Genomic DNA, 17,980 nt, shown 5'->3' with positions numbered 1-17,980 from the left:
ATAAGGAGGGATTGCGGTCTTGGCTCGGAGTGGAGGTCCTTTGATGAAACTTTCTGCACCCTTATTTCAGTTGAAACGCCGGGCTAAGCTGATGGCTCGGAATAATAATGTCGCTTTGCACGAAGCATTGGACCAAATTGCGCGTGAAGAAGGATTTGCGAGATGGAGTTTACTCTCGTCACACGTCGCAGCGGTATCACTGTCCGAAACAATACTATCCCGGCTAAACGACGGTGACCTGCTGTTGGTGGCCGGTCGCCCCGGGCGTGGCAAGACCACACTTGGACTTCAACTTTTACTTGACGCAATTCGAGAGGCTCTGTTGCAAAAATTTTTCTCATGCCTGAAGGAAGGTGAGTAGTTTTCAGCGAGACCTGTCATGAACGATTTCAAGTGGCGCCATTTTAAAGGTGAGATTATCGGTGGTATTGTCGCTATGGTGTCAGCTACCGTAATCTCGAGCAGATGATGAGCGAACGGGGCGTGGCAGTCGATCATTCCACGATTTATCGCTGAGTTCAAAGGTACGCGCCCGAAATCGAAAAGCGGCAGCGGTGGCACTGGCGTCGGCCACAATCCACGAGCTGGCGCGTCGATGAAACCTACGTGAAGGTGAGAGGGCAATGGTCCTATTTGTATAGGGCGGTCGACAAATTCGGTAATACGATCGACTTCTATTTGTCCCCGACGCGCAATGCCAAGGTGGCAAAGCCCTTTCTGGGCAAGGCTCCGACCTACGGTATTGCGATTGCCCAGCTCAAGGCCGAAGGCAAATGCCCGGGGACCTTGCACACCGGTAGATCAAGTATTTGAATAATGTCGTAGAAGCCGATCATGGCAAGTTGAAGCAGTTGATTAGGCCGGCACGAAGGTTCAAGACGCTGAAAACCGCCTACGCTACAATCAAAAGTTTTGAAGTTATGCGGGCGCTACGTAAAGGGCAGGCAGCAATTTTCAACATGACCGGCGACGTCCGTGGAGAGGCACGTATTGTCGAACGAGCCTTCGGCATTGGGCCGAGCGCACTGACGGAAGCGGTAGCCTTGCTCGCCAAGAATATCCAAGGTCAGACCGCTTGACGTCCGCGGAACCAGCCTCTTTCTAACCAACCCGATTTTTTGCAACAGAGCCGAGGAAGTCGCCGACGAACTGCATCACCGCGAGCAGTGCTGAGAAGAATCACCCGGGATAAAGACCAAGGCTCTCGACGAAACCTGTCTGTGCGAAGGGGGCGATAATCTCCGGCCAACCTTCGACCATCAGCAGCCCACCAATGACAACGCGGAACACCAGCCAGCCGAAAGGTTGGGCGACCTGATAATAGAAAGGTGCCATGAACGGCAGGATCAACCGTTCAGCCCGCGACAGGCGCTGTCACTGAGCTGCATGAACAGCGCTACGCTGCCTTCAAGGCTTTGCAATCGCTCTATCGCGACATACGCGCCTGCTGAACGGGGGTGCCTCGGCATCCGCTTACGTTTTACAATTGGCCTTCAGACAAGACGTGGCGCCGAAGCTGTCGCGCTTTGAGGCAATGCTTCAGATTCGCGCCTCGATGAGGAACGGCCCTTTCCTTGTCAGCGCTGTCCCGAACAAATCGATAAACTGCTCGATCGTGTCGGCACGGGCAGCTTCCACACCCATACCGCGCGCTATCAGGCACCAGTCGAGGTCGGGGGAGTCCAGATCGAGCATGCGCCGCGCGTTGCGTCCAAAAGTGTTGACGCCGACATTGCGCATTTCGCCCTGCAGAATGGCATAGGCGCGGTTCGACAGGATGACGGTCACCACATCGAGATTTTCGCGTGCCTGCGTCCACAGGCCCTGCACGGTGTACATGCCGCTGCCGTCAGCCTGCATAGCAACGACCTTGCGCTCGGGACAGGCAATGGCCGCGCCAACCGCCAGCGGAATGCCTTCGCCAATCGCACCGCCGGTCAGCGGCACATGATCATGCGGAACGAGCCCCGGCGACAGCGCCGTCAGTCGCCCGCCCGAGGTGATCGCCTCATCGATCAAGATTGCGTCTTCGGGCAGAGCGCGCGCCACCGCAATCGAAATGCTGTCTGCATCGAGCACGCCATTTGGTGAAGCGATCTCGCGCTGGGTAAAGCGGTCGGCCACGAATGGAGCATCGTCACGCACGCCGATTTCGGCGGCAAGCGCCTCAAGCGCACCGGCCAGATCGTGCTCATGCTCTGCAAGCTGAATGACCTCGCAGTCGGGCGACAGCATCGTACCGGGCTTGCCAGGATAGGCAAAGAACCCGACCGGGGCATGTCCGCCCAGACAGATCGCCACTTCGAACTCGCGCAGTGTCTGCACCGCCTGATCGACGTTGTAAGGCACCGGACGGGCGGCAACCCTGCCAGCGCCCCGGGCAGTGCGATCGGAGGTCTGCGAGAACAGCGCCGCACCGGTGGCAGCCGCTATGCGGCCGGCGGTTTCGAGGGCACCGGCGCGCAGGGCACGGCCGGCCAGGATGATGGCCACGCGCCTGCCGCTACGCAGCGCCGCTCCGGCAGCGGAAAGCACATCTGCGGAAACGGAGGGCGGTTGCGGCAGGCTTACGGGGCCGAGCGTTTCGGGCTGAACCTCGCCCCATGCCGCATCCGCCGGAAGGATGAGCGTAGAGACACCCCGGCGCATCTGCGCCTCGCGATAAGCTTCTTCCGTGCGGGTCCGAACCTCTCCGGAGCTTTCGATACGGCCAACCCAGTGCGACATCGGACGGGCAAGGCCTTCGATATCACTGGTCAGCGGAGCGTCATGCTGAAGATGATAGGTAGCATGATCGCCCACCACATTGACCATGGGTGTGCGGGCGCGGCGGGCATTGTGCAGATTGGCCAGACCGTTGGCGAGCCCCGGCCCTGTGTGTAGCAGGGTGGCGGCAGGCCTGTCGGCCATGCGCGCGTAACCGTCGGCGGCGCCCGTCACCACCCCCTCGGCAAGCCCCAGTACACAGCGCATCTGCGGCTTGCGATCAAGCGCAGCCACGAAGTGCATTTCCGAGGTTCCGGGATTAGCGAAGCAAACGTCGATGTCATTTACCAGAAGCACATCGCAAAGCATGTCGGCGCCGTTCATATCTTCCCTTTCATCATTCATTTCGTCGGACGGGATTTCAGCCGAAGCAGACCCTCGTCGTTCCGCTGCCTCTCAGCTGTGGCTGACCGCATCGGCAAGCGCGTTCTTCATGAACGCTTCCATATCGGCAAGGAACAGCTCCGTCGCAGCAACTGCGCCAGCCTCATCACCACGGCTGATCGCCTCGATCGCCACCGCATGAGCACGGCCGATGGGCACGTTCGTTGTCTTCAGATGGGAGAAATAGAACCGCCGCGCATTGGCATGGATTGGCGTGAGCGCGGCCGCCAGATATTTGTTGCGCACCACCCTCAGCGACAGGTCCTTGAACTCACGGTCCACCTTCATCAGGCCGACCTTGTCACCGGCTTCAGCCACCGCCCGCATGCTGCGGGCAATTTCCGCGAAAGCTTCCCGATCCTGCGGGGTGGCCATACGCGCGGCCCGGCGCGCGACCATGCATTCCAGCGGCCAGCGCACTTCCATGACCAGAAACTGATCCCGGAAATTGACCTCGGTAACGAACACGCCCGAGCGGGCACGGATTTCCATAAGATGGTTCTCACGCAGCTTCTGCAGAGCTTCCCGGATAGGGGTGCGCCCCAGCGATAAAGCCTGTGAAAGCATGTGCTCGGAAAGACGCGTGCGTGGCTCAAGCTGGCCGAGAATGATCATCTCCTCAAGCCGCTCATAGGCAATGCGCGCCATAGTGGTGCCAGCATTTCCAGCTGCCGCCCCCATGTCCGCGAATTCGGCCACCTCTGCGCCTTCCATTGCCCCGTGCTCCATCCAGCCCTCTGTTTCCGGACAATTTGCAAGCATGCTTGCAATGTCAGTAACTCCAACTAACATATCAGATAATATCGCTATAGCCAGCATAAAATCCCTGAAATCAGCGCTATCTATGAATCTGAATTGACATGAGAGCTATTTTCTGAGAGCGTTTTAATAACTGACATATTAGTTTTGACGATCACATATCGGCTTTTGCAAACATAGGGAGGAGATTCGCATGAACGGACACGGCTATCTGACAGACACATTGCTGGTTGCGATGGAGCGTGCCCGCACGGGCGCTCTGAACCGTCGCCAGATGCTGAAGCTGGGCGCGCTCATCGGCGCTGCCGGCTTGCTGCCGGGTGCCGTCACAGCGCAGGCCAGGGAGATCGTCTTCGCCATGTGGGGCGGAGATGCGGAAGAAGGCTACAGCAAGGTCTGGGGTGAACCCTTCACCGCCAGGACGGGCATTCCCGTCGTCATGGATGGCACCGGCCCCTCTCCGGGGCGCGTCCGGGCCATGGTGGATGCCGGCAATGTCACCTGGGACATCATCGACGGCGGCGTAGGAACTCAGGCGTCTCTCGGCGCGCTCGATGCCGTCGAGGAGACCGACTACGCTATTTTCGACCGCGAAAAGGTCCTGCCCGGCATGGATTACCGCTGGGGCTCCACCGTGTTCGTCTACGGCTCGGTGATGACCTATGACAGCGCCGCCTTCAAGGGCGAGGAGCCGCAGAACTGGGCCGATTTCTGGGACGTCAAGCGCTTCCCCGGAAAGCGCGTCTTCTACAAATACATGGCGGGAGCTCTGGAGGCCGCCCTGCTGGCCGACGGCGTTCCGCTCGATCAGCTTTATCCGCTGGATGTCGACCGGGCACTCGCCAAGATCGAAGAAATCAAGGATCACATCGTTCTGTGGGATACCGGTGCGAGCAGCCAGCAGCTGTTCCGCGACGGTGAGGTCACCATGGGCCAGCTGTGGCATACGCGCGCAAACCTGCTTGCCGATGAATCCGCTGGTCGGTTCAGATACACCTTCAATCAGGGCATGTTGCAACCGGGCGTCATGTCGGTGGCGAAGAACAATCCGGCCGGTAAGCAGCTGGCGATGGAGTTCCTGGCCTCGATGCAGGACCCGAAATCGCAGCTTGAACTGTTCGATCTGCTTGGCAACGGCCCGGCAAATCCAGAAGCGGTTGCAATGCTGAGCGCCGAGCGGAACAAGGGCAATCCGGGTTCTCCGGAAAACATGAAGTCGATGGTGCTTCAGAACGCTGACTGGTATGGCGAGAACATCGTCCCCGTCACCAAGCGTTTCCTCGACCTTCTGTCGTCGTAATGCGGTAGCCCATATCGACGGATGGCGTGCGCGGCGAAGCGCGCGCCCTCTCGCCCCGCGCCCTTTCGTATCGGGCGTTATCCGGCGAAACCTCGCAAACACCTACCTCAACAGGATGAAAGCCTCATGCCTCTGTTTGCCGATACCGTGATCCGCAATTCCAAAATAGCAACCATGGACGAGCAGATGCCGTTCTGCGAGGCGGTCGCTGTTCGCGAAGGCCACATTATCGCCACCGGAACGGCAGCCGACATGGAGCCGTTTACCGGGCCCTCCACCGAAATGCTGGATGCCGGTGGTCGCACCATGTTGCCGGGTTTCATCGATTCACACTGCCATGCCGACGTCTATGGCGCGCGGGTGCATAAATGGGCCGATTTCAGCTGGCCGAATGTCGGCTCGAAAGAGGAGGTTCTGGACCGCATTGCAAAAGCCACGGCGCATCTGAGCGAAGGCGAATGGTTCGTCGGCTTCCGTTATGACGACAACAAGCTGGGCGGTTATCCCACGCTGGAGGAGCTGGACCTTGCTGGCAACGGCCATCCGGTCTTCGTGTATCGGACCGACTGCCATCTGGGTATAGTCAACACCATAGCCCTTCAGCGCGCCGGCCTGTGGACGATGACCGAGGACCCTCCCTTCGGCCGCATCGAGCGCGATCCGGCAACCGGTCTTCCAACCGGTCTGCTGAAAGAGAACGCTGCCTATATCGTCGTCGATGAGATCAGCAAGGATTACACCGCCACCGACTTTGCCGAGGGTCTCAAGGCGGTATTCTCCGAGTTTCTCGGCTACGGCATCACTTCGATTCACAATTCGCTCACCACCTCAAACGGCATCCGCGCTTTTCAGGATCTGCACCGCGCCGGCGAACTTCCCATACGCGTCGGCATCATGGTCAGCGGCAAAGAAAACGGCCTTGTCGAATCCTGCATCCGTGCTGGCATACGTTCCGGTTTCGGGGACGAATGGGTGCGCATCATCGGCGTTGAATGGTGCCCCGATTGCAGTACGGCGGGACGCACCGCCGCCTATTACGAACCCTATATCGGTGAAAAGGTTCTGGGTGAACCGGACCACAATACGGGCATGGTGCTTTACAGCGCAGACGATTTTCGCGAGCGCGTGACGTCTGCCCTTTCAGCAGGCCTCACCGTATTCGCCGACGGCATCGGCGATCGCGGCATCGACTTTGTCCTCGATGCCTTTGAGGCAGCCCTGAAGGCCTGCCCGCAGGACGACCATCGCCTGCGTGTCGAGCACACCTGCTATGCCACTCCTGCGATCCGCGAGCGCATGAAAAGGCTGGGCGTGATCCCCTCTTCCGCCAGCGCTTTCCTCTACGAATTCGGCGACGCTTACATTCGTGTGCGGGGGCAGGATGCGATGGATCACATGATGCCGCACCGCAGCTGGATCGAAATGGGCATGGTCGCGCCCGGCCATTCCGATGCACCTATCTGTCATCCGAACCCACTGCGCGGCATTTATTCGCTGGTCACCCGCAAGTCAGACAGCGGCCAGTCCGTTGGTCTCAACCAAGCGATCAGTGTGTGGGAAGCCGTGAAGGCCTATACGCTGCACGGCGCCTATGTCGGACGTGAGGAAGCGATCAAGGGCTCCATAGCCGCCGGTAAACTGGCCGATTTCGTCATCCTTGAAGAAGACATCTTCACGGTCGATCCCGAGCGCATCCCGCATATCGAGGTCAACCGCACCATCGTCCATGGAAAGACGGTTTATCAGTCATGACTTTGCCAAGTCATCGCACGCGCGTCGCTCTTATCATGATCGCTCCGGCGGTCCTGCTGATCGCGTTTTTGTACCTTCTGCCGCTCATCCGTATTCTGGCGCTGAGCGTAACCGAACAGCCCGGCGCGCTGGCCAATTACGGACAGCTGGTGACGTCTGACGTGATCGGCCGGGTGATATGGACCACGGTGAGGATCTGCATTCTCACCACCGCGATCACTTTAGCCGTTTCCTATGTGATGGCGGCAGCCCTCACACTAGCCGCCCCGAGAACCCGCAACCTCATGTTCGTGCTGATCCTGCTGCCCCTGTGGCTGTCGGTGCTCATCCGCGCCTTCGCCTGGGTAACGGTGCTCAGAGGCAATGGCGTGCTTAACAGTGCTCTGATGTCGACCGGGCTAATCGACACGCCGTTCAGCCTCGTCCGAAATGAGATCGGCGTCGTCATCGGCATGGTGCACTACATGCTGCCTTTTGGCATTCTGCCGCTTTATGCCAGCATGCGCTCGATCGATGCGCGTATCCTCAACGCCGCGCGCAGCCTTGGCGCGCCCGCCTTCACCGTATTCAGGCGCGTGTTCCTGCCGCTGACCATGCCCGGGCTGTTCTCGTCCTTCATTCTGATCTTCGTGTTCTCGCTCGGCTTCTACGTCACCCCGGCAATCCTCGGTGGCGGACGAGTGATGATGGTTGCCGAATATATCAGCGTGCAGGTTCACGAGACGCTGGAATGGGGCACAGCGACCATGCTTGCTTCGGTTCTGCTTGCCTCGGTGTTCGCGGTGATCGCGGCCCTCGGGCGCTTCGCCGACTGGGAAAGTATTTTCGGCAAGGGAGGCGAATGATGGAAGTTGCTGCCACCTCACGCCTTTCGAGAACGCTGATCCTCGCCTGCGGCTGGATCGGGCTTCTTTTCTTGCTCGCCCCTCTTTTGGTCACCTTCCCGGTTTCCGTCACCACGCAGCGCTATCTGTCGATGCCGGATGACGGGATTTCCTTCCAGCACTATGTCAAGCTGCTGACGGATGTGCGCTGGTCGCAAAGCATCATCACCAGCCTCATCATCGCGGGGCTGACGACACTTTGCGCCACGGTTCTCGGAACCGTCTGCGCCATCGGCCTGTGGCGGCTGAACTCAAGGTTCACACATTATCTGCGCATCATGATCCTGGCACCGCTGATTGTGCCGCCGATCGTCAATGCGCTGGCTTTCTACCGAAGCTGGATCGACCTCAAGTGGCTCGATTCCATCGGCGGCGTCGTGGTTGCCCACACCATTGTGTGCCTGCCGCTGGTTCTGATCACCGTATCCACCTCGCTCAGCGGTTTCGACCGCCGCATCGAGCAGGCCGCGCGCAGCCTCGGCGCCTCGCCGCTGACGGTGCTGCGACGCATCGTTGTTCCAAACGCCTTGCCCGGCATTTTGTCCGGTGCCGCGTTTTCCTTCGTCACGTCATGGGATGAAGTGGTTGTCGTGCTGTTCATCACCAGCCGCAAGGTCACCACCCTTCCCGTCATTATCTGGAAGACCCTGACCGAGCGGGTCGATCCGGCGGTGGCCGCGATTTCCGTGGTGATGATCGTAGCGACACTGGCTGCCGTTCTGGTGCGCCTCGCTTCATCGAGAAGCTGAACAGGAAAGAGATCATGACCGCAAGCCAAACCTCCGCTCCTTTCCTCTCCATCGACCGGCTGTCGAGACACTATGGCGATCTCAAAGCCATAGACAACATCTCGCTCGACCTGCCGCGCGGCGAGTTCCTGACGCTGCTTGGTCCCTCCGGTTCCGGCAAGACGACGCTGTTGATGGCAATTGCCGGTTTCGTCACCCCCACTTCGGGAGAAATCCGGCTAGAGGGACGCAATCTCGTCTCGTTTCCCCCTGAAAAGCGCGACCTCGGTGTCGTCTTTCAGGGCTATGCGCTGTTCCCTCACATGACCGTGGCCGAAAATGTCGCCTTTCCGCTTGAGGTCCGCGGCATGAGCCGGGCCGAAATCGGCAAGCGTGTCGCCACCGCGCTCGAAACAGTGCAGCTGAGCGCGCTGGGAGAACGCAAGCCATCACAGCTTTCCGGCGGCCAGCAACAGCGCGTGGCGCTGGCGCGCGCACTGGTGTTCTCGCCGCCCGTGATCCTTCTCGATGAACCGCTGAGCGCGCTCGACCGCCAGCTGCGCGCCGATCTTCAGGAGGAACTTAAAACCCTGCATCGCAAACTGGGTTCAACCTTCATCAACGTCACGCACGATCAGGACGAGGCGCTGTCCATGTCGACGCTGATCGCGGTGATCAATAATGGTCGCGTGGCTCAGTGCGGAACACCTGCGCAGATTTACGAGAAGCCGGAATCGACTTTCGTCGCCCATTTCGTGGGGCGCAGCAATGTGATCGATGCACAGGTTTTGAGCAGGGAAAGTGACGGTCGCATCCGCTTCACTGCTGGCGGGCATGAGATTGTCGGCCACAGCGACCTCGGGGAGGGCGCAGAAACAGAGATTGCCCTTTCTATTCGCCCGGAAAAACTTGAGCTTTCAAAAACACAGCGCGATGGCGTAAATTCCATATCCGGAACCGTTTCCGGTTGCGGCTATCATGGCAACAACTTGCAGATTTCCGTCGAAACCACCGCCGGTGTCATCCGGGTCGAGGCTCAGGCCTGGCGACTGGGCTTCACGCCGGCTCCCGGTGATGCCATCTATGTAACCTTCCCGGACGATGTGCCGGTCATGCTCCGGCGCGACGACTGAACCGCAAAGGCCATCCACTTCCCTTTACGGCGACGGCAGCAATACTGGAACTTTCCTGTGCAGACTTTCTTCCATCCGGGCCAGCGCCTCCATGATCCGCAGTAATTCATGCGGGTCGGTGGATTGCTCGTCCGACGGATGTCCCGTCTCGTTGCGACAAGCTGCTGTCTATACTGGAAGCAAGGAATCTGACGCCAAAACCTCCCGCTGCCGCAGGCACCGCGGCAGCCCTCGCCGTGCATTGTCCGAGCTACATCGAATTTCTGTGGGCCTGCTACGAGAAATGGAGCGCGTTGCCCGATGCCGGGATTGGCCCATTGCTGGGCGCATGCTAAAGGAGGTCTTCGACCGAGACGGCTCCGAAATAGCCGCCGAAGGCTTGCGCCGGATTGCCGAATTCTATGCCGCCGAGGCTGACATACGCGGCATCCCACCCGGCCAGCGCCTGTCCGCACGCCAGACCCGCACCACGCCTTTGGTAGCCGCCTTCGGTGAATGGCTTCAGACACAGCGTTGCAAGGTATCCGCCAAATCCCGTCTGGGAGAAAAGCTCACCTATATCCATAATCAATGGGACGGCCTGCAAACCTTCCTGACGGATGGTCGCGTAGAGATCGACTCCAACAGGGTTGAAAATCTCATCCGGCCTATCGCTCACAATCGCAAGAATGCGCTCTTTGCAGGTCACGACGAAGGCGGCATCGCTTGGGGCGGATCGCTTCGCTGATCGAAACCTGCAAAATTAACGATGTCGAACCCTTCGCCTATCTCAAGGCAACACTCACTGCTATCGCACTTGGACATCCCCAAAGCCGCCTCGATGACCTGCTGCCATGGAACTTCAAGACATCAAGCTAGGAAACAGGTGCTCTCCAGCGAACGCTTACGCAAGTGCGCGGGACTGATCTTATGCTACCCTAGGAAATACGCCAGCCTGACGAGAAAAAAATGGTTCTTTTCGTGGAAGGACAACGACCGATCTTCGGCGACAAAATCCGGTTCTTTGAAAGGGAACCTTTCAAATCTGCCGAAGCTTTTTCAAAAAGAAATAAACCGGTTATTCCTGCCATAGATTATCCGAAACCAAGACCTATTCCAGTCTTAACAGAGCGCTACTAATATACAAAGTAGCTCTATTTCAAAGCGCGTATAAATAAGCTATTGGAGCGCCGATCCGATTTAACCACATCGGCGCTCGCCATGGATTGAAAATGCTGGCTACGAAAAACTCACAAGTGAAGATACGGTAATCTCCAGTTCGTCCTCATTCCGGATTGGATTGCGCGGAGAGAACCCCGCGAAGTAGCAGCACCTTTCCACCTTCCAGAATATCTTTACGAATTGCGCCGCGCGCCGCCGTGCCGTCTGCGTTTTTTATTGCCTCGACGACCGAATAATGATGCTCGATCATCGTGCGTCCGCCTTCCCTGTATCCAGAAGAGATCAAAGGCCCCATTTGCAGCCAGAGGTTCTCAAGCAATTCCCTTAGTATCGGCATATTGCCGATTTCACAGAGCGCGAAATGAAACCGTTGGTTCATACGCAGGCATTGCTGATAATCACTCGCTTCCAGAGCCTTTTCATTCTCCTGTAGCAGAGCTTCAAGGAAGGCAATATCTTCTGTCGTCGCGTATATGGCTGCTTGTTCGGCAGCCAACCCCTCAAGCTCCATCCGGATAGAGCGAATTTCAAGATAACGCGCACGCTCAAGAACAGGCACACGAATATCACGCGGACTTTGAAAAAGAAGCCCGCCATTATTGACCAGACGCAAAACCGCATCTCGCACCGGCGTTACGCTTACGCCCATCTGATCCGCAAGATCACGGATTTTCAGCCTGCTACCCGGAGACAAAGCTCCGGACATCAGTGAATTTGCAAGCTGATTATATACGTCGACGGCGAGCCCGATTTTATCTCTTCCTGATCCAGTCAACAAAGCTGCCTCCTTAATCAGTTGAGCTCTGTCCGCCCACTTGTAATTCTCTCAGGAAACCTTCCAGACAATCGCCGATCACCGATATCTGATAGCCGCCCTCCTGAATGACGACAACGGGAATATCAAGCGACGCGACTATCTTCCCGGCTGCGCCAAATGCCTCTGTCGTCACCGCAACGAGGCTCAAAGGGTCCTCAATATGCGTGTCGTAGCCAAGGGCCAGTACCAGAACCTCGGCGCCATGGGCCTTGACGGCCTCAATGCCACGCTCGACGCCAGCCAGGAACGCGTCATTGCCGCTATGCGGAGCAAGCGGGATGTTGAGGTTGAACCCCTCTCCTTCGCCATAGCCGGTCTCGTGCGGGCGACCCGTAAAGAACGGGTTATAGAAATCGGTATCGACATGAACTGAAACAGTCATGACGTCCTTGCGGCGATAGAAAATCTCCTGCGTCCCATCGCCGTGATGGGCATCGATGTCCAGAACCGCTACCTTGCCGAATTTGCTACGAAGGCGCTGCGCTGTAATCGCTGCGTTGTTCATGTAGCAAAAGCCGGTCGCCCGGTCCGCCCGGCAGTGATGCCCCGAAGGACGGCACAGCGCATAGGCGATCTTTTCACCGTCGATGACGGCATCAGCTGCCGCCGCAGCGGTGTGAGTCGAGCGCAGGGCCGACTGATAGGTAAATTCGCTGATCGGAACCGCAAGGTCACCCAGATAGTAGCCCGTTTGCGCCAGCAACTGATCCGTCGGACACGGCGGGCGCCTGTCTTTCGATGGATCTCCGTTCCAGTAAGGGAACGTATTGGGCAAGACTTCCGGGCCATGTTCCGGCAACTCAAGCCAGCGCTGGTAGGCCGTTTCCAGATAGTCGAGATAATAGGTCGGATGAATCGCTTCGGCTGGCGCCCGCCCGAAATCGGACGGAGTTTCCACATTCACGCCGAGGCGCTCCAGCGCGCCCAGAAGCTTCTCAGTACGAACCGGAATATCGGTCGGGTCCGCAAGACGTCCATAACGCATGAACTGCTGCGGCGAATGGAGAGCCTGATCCGGATGATAAAATGCGCGCATGGGCTAATCCTCAATTAAGTTTAATGTCACAATTATGCGTTTGCGGCCTGCGCGGCGGCAGTGATTTCGCTCAAACGGGTATCGGGCGTTATATATTCCACATCGTAGCGCAATTCGATCAAAGCTGGGCGCTGGTTCTCCTTGGCAAATTGACGTGCTCGCTGGAACGCGGCGGCGAATTCTTCCGTCTTTTCGACGATTTCGCCCGAAGCACCATAGCTGCGGGCCAGCGCTGCAAAATCGGGGTTTTCCAAGGTCAGTGCGAATGGCCGCGCTGGATAATCTCGTGCCTGATGCGCGCGAATCGTACCCCACGCCTGATTGTTACATACCAGAATGACGATGCCCAGCCTGTGCTGGACGGCTGTGCCGATTTCCTGGATCGTCATCTGGAAACAGCCGTCACCGGCAAAAGCGATGGCCTCACGTTCCGGGAAGGCCAGCTTTGCAGCAATCGCCGCTGGCAATCCATAGCCCATTGAGCCACAGATTGGCGATGCTTGCGTGCCCAGATGTGAAAACTGCATGAAGCGATGCGGAAACAGGGCAAAATTACCTGCACCCACTGAAACGAAGGCATCATCGGGCAACACATCTGCCATATGCAGGCACACGCGCGACATATCGAGTGCGGAATCTGAACCGGGCGCTATGCGCGAGCGCTGATAATCCTCATTGGCCGACTTGGCCAGACCGGACCAGTTGAGAGGAGCTGCGGGGCGCATTTCGGCCAGAGCGGCGGCTGCACCCACGGGATCTGCATTGACCGCAAGCGCGGGACGATAGACGCGTCCCAACTCATTGCCATCGGGGTGGATATGAACCAGCGTCTGGCGCGGCAGCGGGCTTTCCACCAGTGTATAGCCTTCGGTAGTGGGTTCATCCAGACGCGAGCAGACAGAAATCAGCAAATCCGCCTCAGCTATACGCGCCGCCAGAGCGCGATCGGTGCCATAGCCTACATGACCTGCAAAATTCGGATGCCGATTGTCGAAAACTTCCTGACGGCGCCATGAGACGCCAACCGGCAAATCGAAACGTTCGGCAAAAGCGGCCAGATCGGCACGCGCGGCGTTAGTCCAGCCGGTCCCGCCTGCGATCACGAAGGGGCGTTTGGCTTTACCGAGCAAATCCGCCAGCCGATCCAATTCGTCCACAGCCGGACGCGGATGAGCGCGCTCGAACGGATGCACATCCGCAACCGCCGCATTGCCCCACAACGTATCTTCCGGGAGCGCCAGAACAACAGGTCCCGGACGACCGCTGCGGCTTTCCGCGAAAGCGCGCGCCACGAATTCAGGAATACGGTCCGTGCGGTCAATCTGGGCCACCCATTTTGCAACAGGGCCGAACATCTGCCGGTAATCCACTTCCTGAAAGCAAGCCCGCTCGGTCGTATCGGAGCCGATCTGCCCTACGAAAAGGATCATGGGCGTGCCGTCCTGATGCGCCACATGCAAGCCAATGGATGCGTTGGTGGCGCCCGGCCCACGGGTGACGAAGCAAACACCCGGCTTGCCGGTCAGTTTGCCATAGGCTTCAGCCGCATAAGCCGCGCCGCCTTCCTGCCGGCAGGTGACGGTGCGCACGCGCTCCTGACGGATGCCAAGTGCATCGATGCACGGCAAGAAGCTTTCGCCGGGAACCATGAATACGGTATCCACGCCATGCAGTTCGAGCTGACGGACGAGAATTTCGCCGCCACCGGCTTCGGCGGGAGTGGCACTGGCGTTGACATTGGCTGTCGGCATTATCGTACTTCCTCGTAAAATCCCTTGATGACTGCCTGCGGATCCCAGTCCAGACCGGGAATAGCCGCTATGAGGCGCTGGGTGTATTCATGCTGTGGTGAATCGAAAATTTGCGCCGGCGGCCCCATCTCCACCACTTCGCCCCGACGCATGACTGCAACCGTGTCGCAGATTTGCGTCGCGACACGCAGATCATGGGTGATGAAGATCATTCCGATTTTCAACTGCTCCTGAATTTCCTTCAAAAGCCGCAGCACCTGCTCCTGCACCGAAACATCCAGCGCTGAAACGCTTTCATCTGCGATCAGGATTTCCGGGTCCAGCATCAGCGCACGCGCGATACCGACGCGCTGGCGCTGACCACCGGAAAATTCGTGCGGAAAGCGACGATAGGCGGACTTGTCCAGCCCTACCCGGTCCAGCAACTCCTCGGCGCGCCGCCGCGCGGTATCATGCGCCACACCGTTGGCCAGCGGCCCGTCGATGAGGATGCGACCGATGGTCTGGCGCGGATTGAGCGAGGCGAACGGGTCCTGGAATATCATCTGGATTTTTCGCCGCATCGGGCGAAATGCTGCGGGAGAGAGCGGCGCAATATCCTTGCCGCGATATAATATCTGGCCGCCGTCATTGGGTGTCAGCTTCATGATGACACGGCCAAGCGTCGATTTTCCAGAACCGGATTCACCAACCACACCCAGCGTTTCGCCCTGATGCAAGGTGAGACTGATATCCTGCACTGCCGGTACAACACGCTGCTTGCTGAAAAGTCCGCCCTTGCTGCGATAGGTCTTGTTGAGATTACGCACTTCCAGCAGAACCTCACCGGAGGTGTCTGCTTCCGTCGCAAGCTGGTCCTCGGCCTTGCGGTGAGGAACTGCTGCAATCAGCCTGCGCGTATAAGGATGTTTCGGCGCATTCAGCACTTCCTTCGCAGGACCCGCCTCGACCACCAGCCCTTTTTCCATCACGACGACACGATCGGCAATATCCGCGACGACGCCGAAATCATGCGTGACGAAAATCACACCCATGCCCTTGGCGCGCTGGATGCGCTTGATGAGTTCGAGGATCTGTGCCTGCGTCGTCACATCCAGAGCAGTTGTCGGCTCATCCGCGATGAGGATAGAGGGTTCGAGTGCGAGCGCCATGGCGATCACGACGCGCTGGCGCTGGCCGCCCGACAAACGGAAAGGATAGGAATCCTTCAATGTGGCAGGGTCCGGCAGACCCACATATTCCAGAAGTTCCAGAACGCGTTTCGCACGCGCGGCGGCGCTGGTTTCACCATGGACCAGCATTACCTCGTCGATCTGCTCGCCTACCGTCATTAACGGATTGAGGGCCGAGAGCGGTTCCTGAAAAATCATCGCAATCTCGCGACCACGTAAATTACGCAAGACTTCTTCCGGCTGCGTCAGGAGATCAAGGCCCTTATATTCTATGCTGCCATTCGTGGGAATGAGATAGGAGGGCAGCAGCCCCATGATCGCATTCGCGGTCATAGATTTGCCAGAGCCGGATTCGCCCACGACGCAAAGGATTTCATCTGGGTGCAATTCATAGGTAATATCCTGAATTGCGTATTCGCGGTCGAAACCGGAGGGCAACGCAACGGAAACACCCTTTACGTTCAGGAGCGGTACATTGATGGAGCTCATTGTTTTCTCCCGCGCAGATGCGGATTCATTAGATCGTTAATGCCTTCGCCAATCAGGTTGATCGCCAGCACGGAGAGCAGAATGGCAAGGCCAGGGAAAAAGCTCATCCACCAGGCCTCGCGCAGCATGGTTCGCGCAGCCCCGATCATAAAGCCCCAGCTCATCATATTGCGGTCGCCAAGACCAAGAAACGACAAGGCGCTTTCGGTCAGGATGGCGGTAGCGACCATCAGCGAGGCCGTAACGATGATTGGTGAAATGGCGTTCGGCAGAACCTGCGTCAGAATGATGCGCGGCGCGCTCTGTCCGATCACCACAGCGGCCTGAACAAATTCACGTTCCCGCAGGCTAAGAAACTCCGCCCGTACCAGACGAGCAACGCCGGGCCATGACACGACCGCGATGGCAAGGGTGATCGACACGATGTTTGGGCTAAAGATGGCGACCAGAACGACGGCCATGGCAAAAGCGGGAATGATCTGGAAGAATTCAGTGAAGCGCATCAGAAGATCATCAACCCGCCCGCCATAGAAGCCGGCCAACGCCCCGATACTTACACCGATCAGCACAGCGACCACTGTCGAAACCACGCCGATCAGCAGGGAGACCTTTGCGCCATGGGCGATACCGGCGGCGATATCGCGCCCCAGCATATCTGTACCCAGAAGATATTGAGGATTTTCCATCGGACGCAGCAGCGGCATGGCGACCGTCCGCCATGGGTTCTCGGGAAAGAAAATCGGCGCGGTCAAAGCCATGGCGATAATAAGGCCGAGAATAATCACGCCGAAAACGGCACCATAATTCTGGGAGAATTGTTTCAAAGTTTGCATGGTCACACCTCAGGCGATGCCGATACGCGGATCAACAACGCGGTAGAGCAGATCGGCGATGAAATTGACGACGACAACGACGATAGCCGTGACGAGGAACACGCCCAGCAGCACGGGATAGTCACGCTGCATCAATGCATCGAACATCAATCTTCCAATGCCTGGCCATGCAAAGACGGTCTCGGTAAGGATCGCGCCACCGACCAATTGCCCCGCCTGCATACTGGCAAAAGTGAAGACCGGCAGAATGGCGTTGCGCAACACATGGCGGCGGATGATGCGCTTGTGCGGTACGCCCTTGGCGCGCGCGGTCTTGACGAAATCCAGCCCGGTGACTTCGAGCATGGATGCACGAGTGAGGCGCGTATAGATCGCGGTATAGAACAGGCCCAGCGTGATAGCAGGCAAAATGAGGTGGTGGGCGATATCGGCCATGCGCCGCCAGCCGGTATAATCCGCGCCGATCGTTTCCATGTCGAATGGCGGCAGCCATCCCAGATTGATGGAGAACAGCAGCACCGACATCAGTGCGATCCAGAACAGCGGCGTCGCGTAGAAAAGAAGTGCCAGCGTAGTTATGACGCTATCGAGCAGCTTGCCGCGATGGGTCGCGGCCAGAACACCGAACAGGATGCCCGTCGCAAGCGAAAACAGGAATGCAGCGCCCGTCAGAAGAAGTGTAGCCGGAAGACGGTCGAGTATCAGGTCGAGAACCGGCACCTGATTACGGTAGGAATACCCCAGATCGCCGGTCGCGACACTGGAAAGGTAATTCCAAAGCTGCACAAGAAGTGGGCGGTCCAGCCCAAACTGCGCACGCAGGGTTTCAACATATTTCGGATCGCCGGAGCCAGCTTCACCGGCAAGGATGGCAGCAGGGTCGCCGGGAGCGAGTTTGATGAGCAGAAAATTGAGAATGATGACCCCTATGATCACCATCAGCGCCTTCCCGATCCGCTGCAAGGTAAAAGCTAGCATAAATTCCGGGCTCCGTTTTCACAGGGTATTTCAAGAG

Annotated in this window: 17 protein-coding genes and 1 pseudogene; 9 read left to right on the top strand and 9 right to left on the bottom strand. The window is 58.2% G+C overall.

The features are described 5' to 3' along the window. The first annotated feature begins 43 nt into the window (after positions 1-43). Both KUG47_RS09315 and KUG47_RS09310 read left to right on the top strand, forming a co-directional pair. Complete coding sequence (locus KUG47_RS09315; protein WP_254799462.1) at positions 44-361, top strand: P-loop NTPase family protein; 318 nt, start codon at positions 44-46, stop codon at positions 359-361. An 18-nt stretch (positions 362-379) separates the two neighbouring features. Then, positions 380-1,079: pseudogene (locus tag KUG47_RS09310) on the top strand (IS6 family transposase). A 100-nt stretch (positions 1,080-1,179) separates the two neighbouring features. On the opposite strand, the gene KUG47_RS09305 reads toward KUG47_RS09310, so the two are convergent. The 3 genes from KUG47_RS09305 to KUG47_RS09295 all read right to left on the bottom strand — a co-directional run bounded on the left by KUG47_RS09305 (position 1,180) and on the right by KUG47_RS09295 (position 3,864). Beyond that, the gene (locus KUG47_RS09305; RefSeq protein WP_217677679.1) at positions 1,180-1,335 is read right to left on the bottom strand and encodes a hypothetical protein; all 156 of its coding nucleotides are present in this window, start codon (positions 1,333-1,335) and stop codon (positions 1,180-1,182) included. A gap of 204 nt (positions 1,336-1,539) precedes the next feature. After that, positions 1,540-3,090 (bottom strand): acetolactate synthase large subunit, encoded by a 1,551-nt coding sequence (locus KUG47_RS09300; RefSeq protein ID WP_217677678.1) that lies wholly within the window; start codon positions 3,088-3,090, stop codon positions 1,540-1,542. 72 nt (positions 3,091-3,162) lie between these two features. Then, the gene (locus KUG47_RS09295; RefSeq protein ID WP_217677677.1) at positions 3,163-3,864 is read right to left on the bottom strand and encodes a GntR family transcriptional regulator; all 702 of its coding nucleotides are present in this window, start codon (positions 3,862-3,864) and stop codon (positions 3,163-3,165) included. A 238-nt stretch (positions 3,865-4,102) separates the two neighbouring features. Here KUG47_RS09295 and KUG47_RS09290 point away from each other — a divergent pair, with 238 nt between their 5' ends. The 7 genes from KUG47_RS09290 to KUG47_RS09260 all read left to right on the top strand — a co-directional run bounded on the left by KUG47_RS09290 (position 4,103) and on the right by KUG47_RS09260 (position 10,564). After that, positions 4,103-5,209, top strand: coding sequence for an ABC transporter substrate-binding protein (locus KUG47_RS09290; RefSeq protein WP_217677676.1), 1,107 nt, complete (start codon positions 4,103-4,105; stop codon positions 5,207-5,209). A 126-nt stretch (positions 5,210-5,335) separates the two neighbouring features. After that, positions 5,336-6,961, top strand: a complete 1,626-nt coding sequence (locus KUG47_RS09285; protein WP_217677675.1) for an amidohydrolase — start codon at positions 5,336-5,338, stop codon at positions 6,959-6,961. Beyond that, positions 6,958-7,806 carry an ABC transporter permease gene (locus KUG47_RS09280; RefSeq protein WP_217677674.1) on the top strand — a complete coding sequence of 283 codons (849 nt, stop codon included), beginning with the start codon at positions 6,958-6,960 and terminating at the stop codon, positions 7,804-7,806. The genes KUG47_RS09285 and KUG47_RS09280 overlap by 4 nt, the downstream gene beginning before the upstream one ends. Continuing rightward, entirely contained in the window at positions 7,803-8,594 is a 792-nt protein-coding gene (locus tag KUG47_RS09275) for an ABC transporter permease (RefSeq protein WP_217677673.1), read from the top strand. The genes KUG47_RS09280 and KUG47_RS09275 overlap by 4 nt, the downstream gene beginning before the upstream one ends. A gap of 14 nt (positions 8,595-8,608) precedes the next feature. Beyond that, the gene (locus KUG47_RS09270; protein WP_217677672.1) at positions 8,609-9,706 is read left to right on the top strand and encodes an ABC transporter ATP-binding protein; all 1,098 of its coding nucleotides are present in this window, start codon (positions 8,609-8,611) and stop codon (positions 9,704-9,706) included. Between the two features lie 328 nt (positions 9,707-10,034). Then, entirely contained in the window at positions 10,035-10,433 is a 399-nt protein-coding gene (locus KUG47_RS09265; protein ID WP_217677671.1) for an IS66 family transposase, read from the top strand. Further along, a complete protein-coding gene (locus tag KUG47_RS09260; RefSeq protein ID WP_217677670.1) occupies positions 10,412-10,564 on the top strand; it encodes a transposase domain-containing protein in 153 nt (50 codons plus the stop codon). Before KUG47_RS09265 ends, KUG47_RS09260 begins: the two co-directional genes overlap by 22 nt. Before the next feature lie 406 nt (positions 10,565-10,970). On the opposite strand, the gene KUG47_RS09255 is transcribed toward KUG47_RS09260, so the two are convergent. The 6 genes from KUG47_RS09255 to KUG47_RS09230 are packed head-to-tail and all read right to left on the bottom strand — an operon-like array spanning position 10,971 to position 17,943. Continuing rightward, positions 10,971-11,645, bottom strand: coding sequence for a GntR family transcriptional regulator (locus KUG47_RS09255; protein WP_422718073.1), 675 nt, complete (start codon positions 11,643-11,645; stop codon positions 10,971-10,973). Between the two features lie 10 nt (positions 11,646-11,655). Continuing rightward, entirely contained in the window at positions 11,656-12,720 is a 1,065-nt protein-coding gene (locus KUG47_RS09250) for a histone deacetylase family protein (protein WP_217677668.1), read from the bottom strand. Positions 12,721-12,752: 32 nt separating this feature from the next. Further along, a complete protein-coding gene (locus KUG47_RS09245; protein ID WP_217677667.1) occupies positions 12,753-14,471 on the bottom strand; it encodes a thiamine pyrophosphate-binding protein in 1,719 nt (572 codons plus the stop codon). After that, positions 14,471-16,132: an ABC transporter ATP-binding protein gene (locus tag KUG47_RS09240; RefSeq protein WP_217677666.1), complete on the bottom strand. Its 1,662-nt coding sequence runs from the start codon at positions 16,130-16,132 to the stop codon at positions 14,471-14,473. The genes KUG47_RS09245 and KUG47_RS09240 overlap by 1 nt, the downstream gene beginning before the upstream one ends. Further along, the gene (locus tag KUG47_RS09235) at positions 16,129-16,965 is read right to left on the bottom strand and encodes an ABC transporter permease (RefSeq protein WP_217677665.1); all 837 of its coding nucleotides are present in this window, start codon (positions 16,963-16,965) and stop codon (positions 16,129-16,131) included. Before KUG47_RS09235 ends, KUG47_RS09240 begins: the two co-directional genes overlap by 4 nt. Before the next feature lie 9 nt (positions 16,966-16,974). Continuing rightward, positions 16,975-17,943 carry an ABC transporter permease gene (locus KUG47_RS09230; RefSeq protein WP_217677664.1) on the bottom strand — a complete coding sequence of 323 codons (969 nt, stop codon included), beginning with the start codon at positions 17,941-17,943 and terminating at the stop codon, positions 16,975-16,977. Between the last annotated feature and the right edge of the window lie 37 nt (positions 17,944-17,980).

Origin of the sequence: Falsochrobactrum tianjinense, assembly GCF_019100495.1 — a bacterium.
Lineage (GTDB): Bacteria > Pseudomonadota > Alphaproteobacteria > Rhizobiales > Rhizobiaceae > Brucella > Brucella tianjinense.
The sequence above is the reverse complement of the archived record's forward strand: the minus strand, read 5'-3'. Positions and strand labels throughout refer to the sequence as shown.

Bases quoted from the DNA above. Each gene is read 5' to 3' on its own strand.
- KUG47_RS09300 (WP_217677678.1), bottom strand. From the start codon at position 3,090: ATGAACGGCGCCGACATGCTTTGCGATGTGCTTCTGGTAAATGACATC.
- KUG47_RS09240 (WP_217677666.1), bottom strand. From the start codon at position 16,132: ATGAGCTCCATCAATGTACCGCTCCTGAACGTAAAGGGTGTTTCCGTT.
- KUG47_RS09235 (WP_217677665.1), bottom strand. From the start codon at position 16,965: ATGCAAACTTTGAAACAATTCTCCCAGAATTATGGTGCCGTTTTCGGC.
- KUG47_RS09275 (WP_217677673.1), top strand. From the start codon at position 7,803: ATGATGGAAGTTGCTGCCACCTCACGCCTTTCGAGAACGCTGATCCTC.
- KUG47_RS09230 (WP_217677664.1), bottom strand. From the start codon at position 17,943: ATGCTAGCTTTTACCTTGCAGCGGATCGGGAAGGCGCTGATGGTGATC.
- KUG47_RS09270 (WP_217677672.1), top strand. From the start codon at position 8,609: ATGACCGCAAGCCAAACCTCCGCTCCTTTCCTCTCCATCGACCGGCTG.
- KUG47_RS09245 (WP_217677667.1), bottom strand. From the start codon at position 14,471: ATGCCGACAGCCAATGTCAACGCCAGTGCCACTCCCGCCGAAGCCGGT.
- KUG47_RS09315 (WP_254799462.1), top strand. From the start codon at position 44: ATGAAACTTTCTGCACCCTTATTTCAGTTGAAACGCCGGGCTAAGCTG.
- KUG47_RS09295 (WP_217677677.1), bottom strand. From the start codon at position 3,864: ATGGAAGGCGCAGAGGTGGCCGAATTCGCGGACATGGGGGCGGCAGCT.
- KUG47_RS09285 (WP_217677675.1), top strand. From the start codon at position 5,336: ATGCCTCTGTTTGCCGATACCGTGATCCGCAATTCCAAAATAGCAACC.
- KUG47_RS09305 (WP_217677679.1), bottom strand. From the start codon at position 1,335: ATGGCACCTTTCTATTATCAGGTCGCCCAACCTTTCGGCTGGCTGGTG.
- KUG47_RS09265 (WP_217677671.1), top strand. From the start codon at position 10,035: ATGCTAAAGGAGGTCTTCGACCGAGACGGCTCCGAAATAGCCGCCGAA.
- KUG47_RS09280 (WP_217677674.1), top strand. From the start codon at position 6,958: ATGACTTTGCCAAGTCATCGCACGCGCGTCGCTCTTATCATGATCGCT.
- KUG47_RS09290 (WP_217677676.1), top strand. From the start codon at position 4,103: ATGAACGGACACGGCTATCTGACAGACACATTGCTGGTTGCGATGGAG.
- KUG47_RS09250 (WP_217677668.1), bottom strand. From the start codon at position 12,720: ATGCGCGCATTTTATCATCCGGATCAGGCTCTCCATTCGCCGCAGCAG.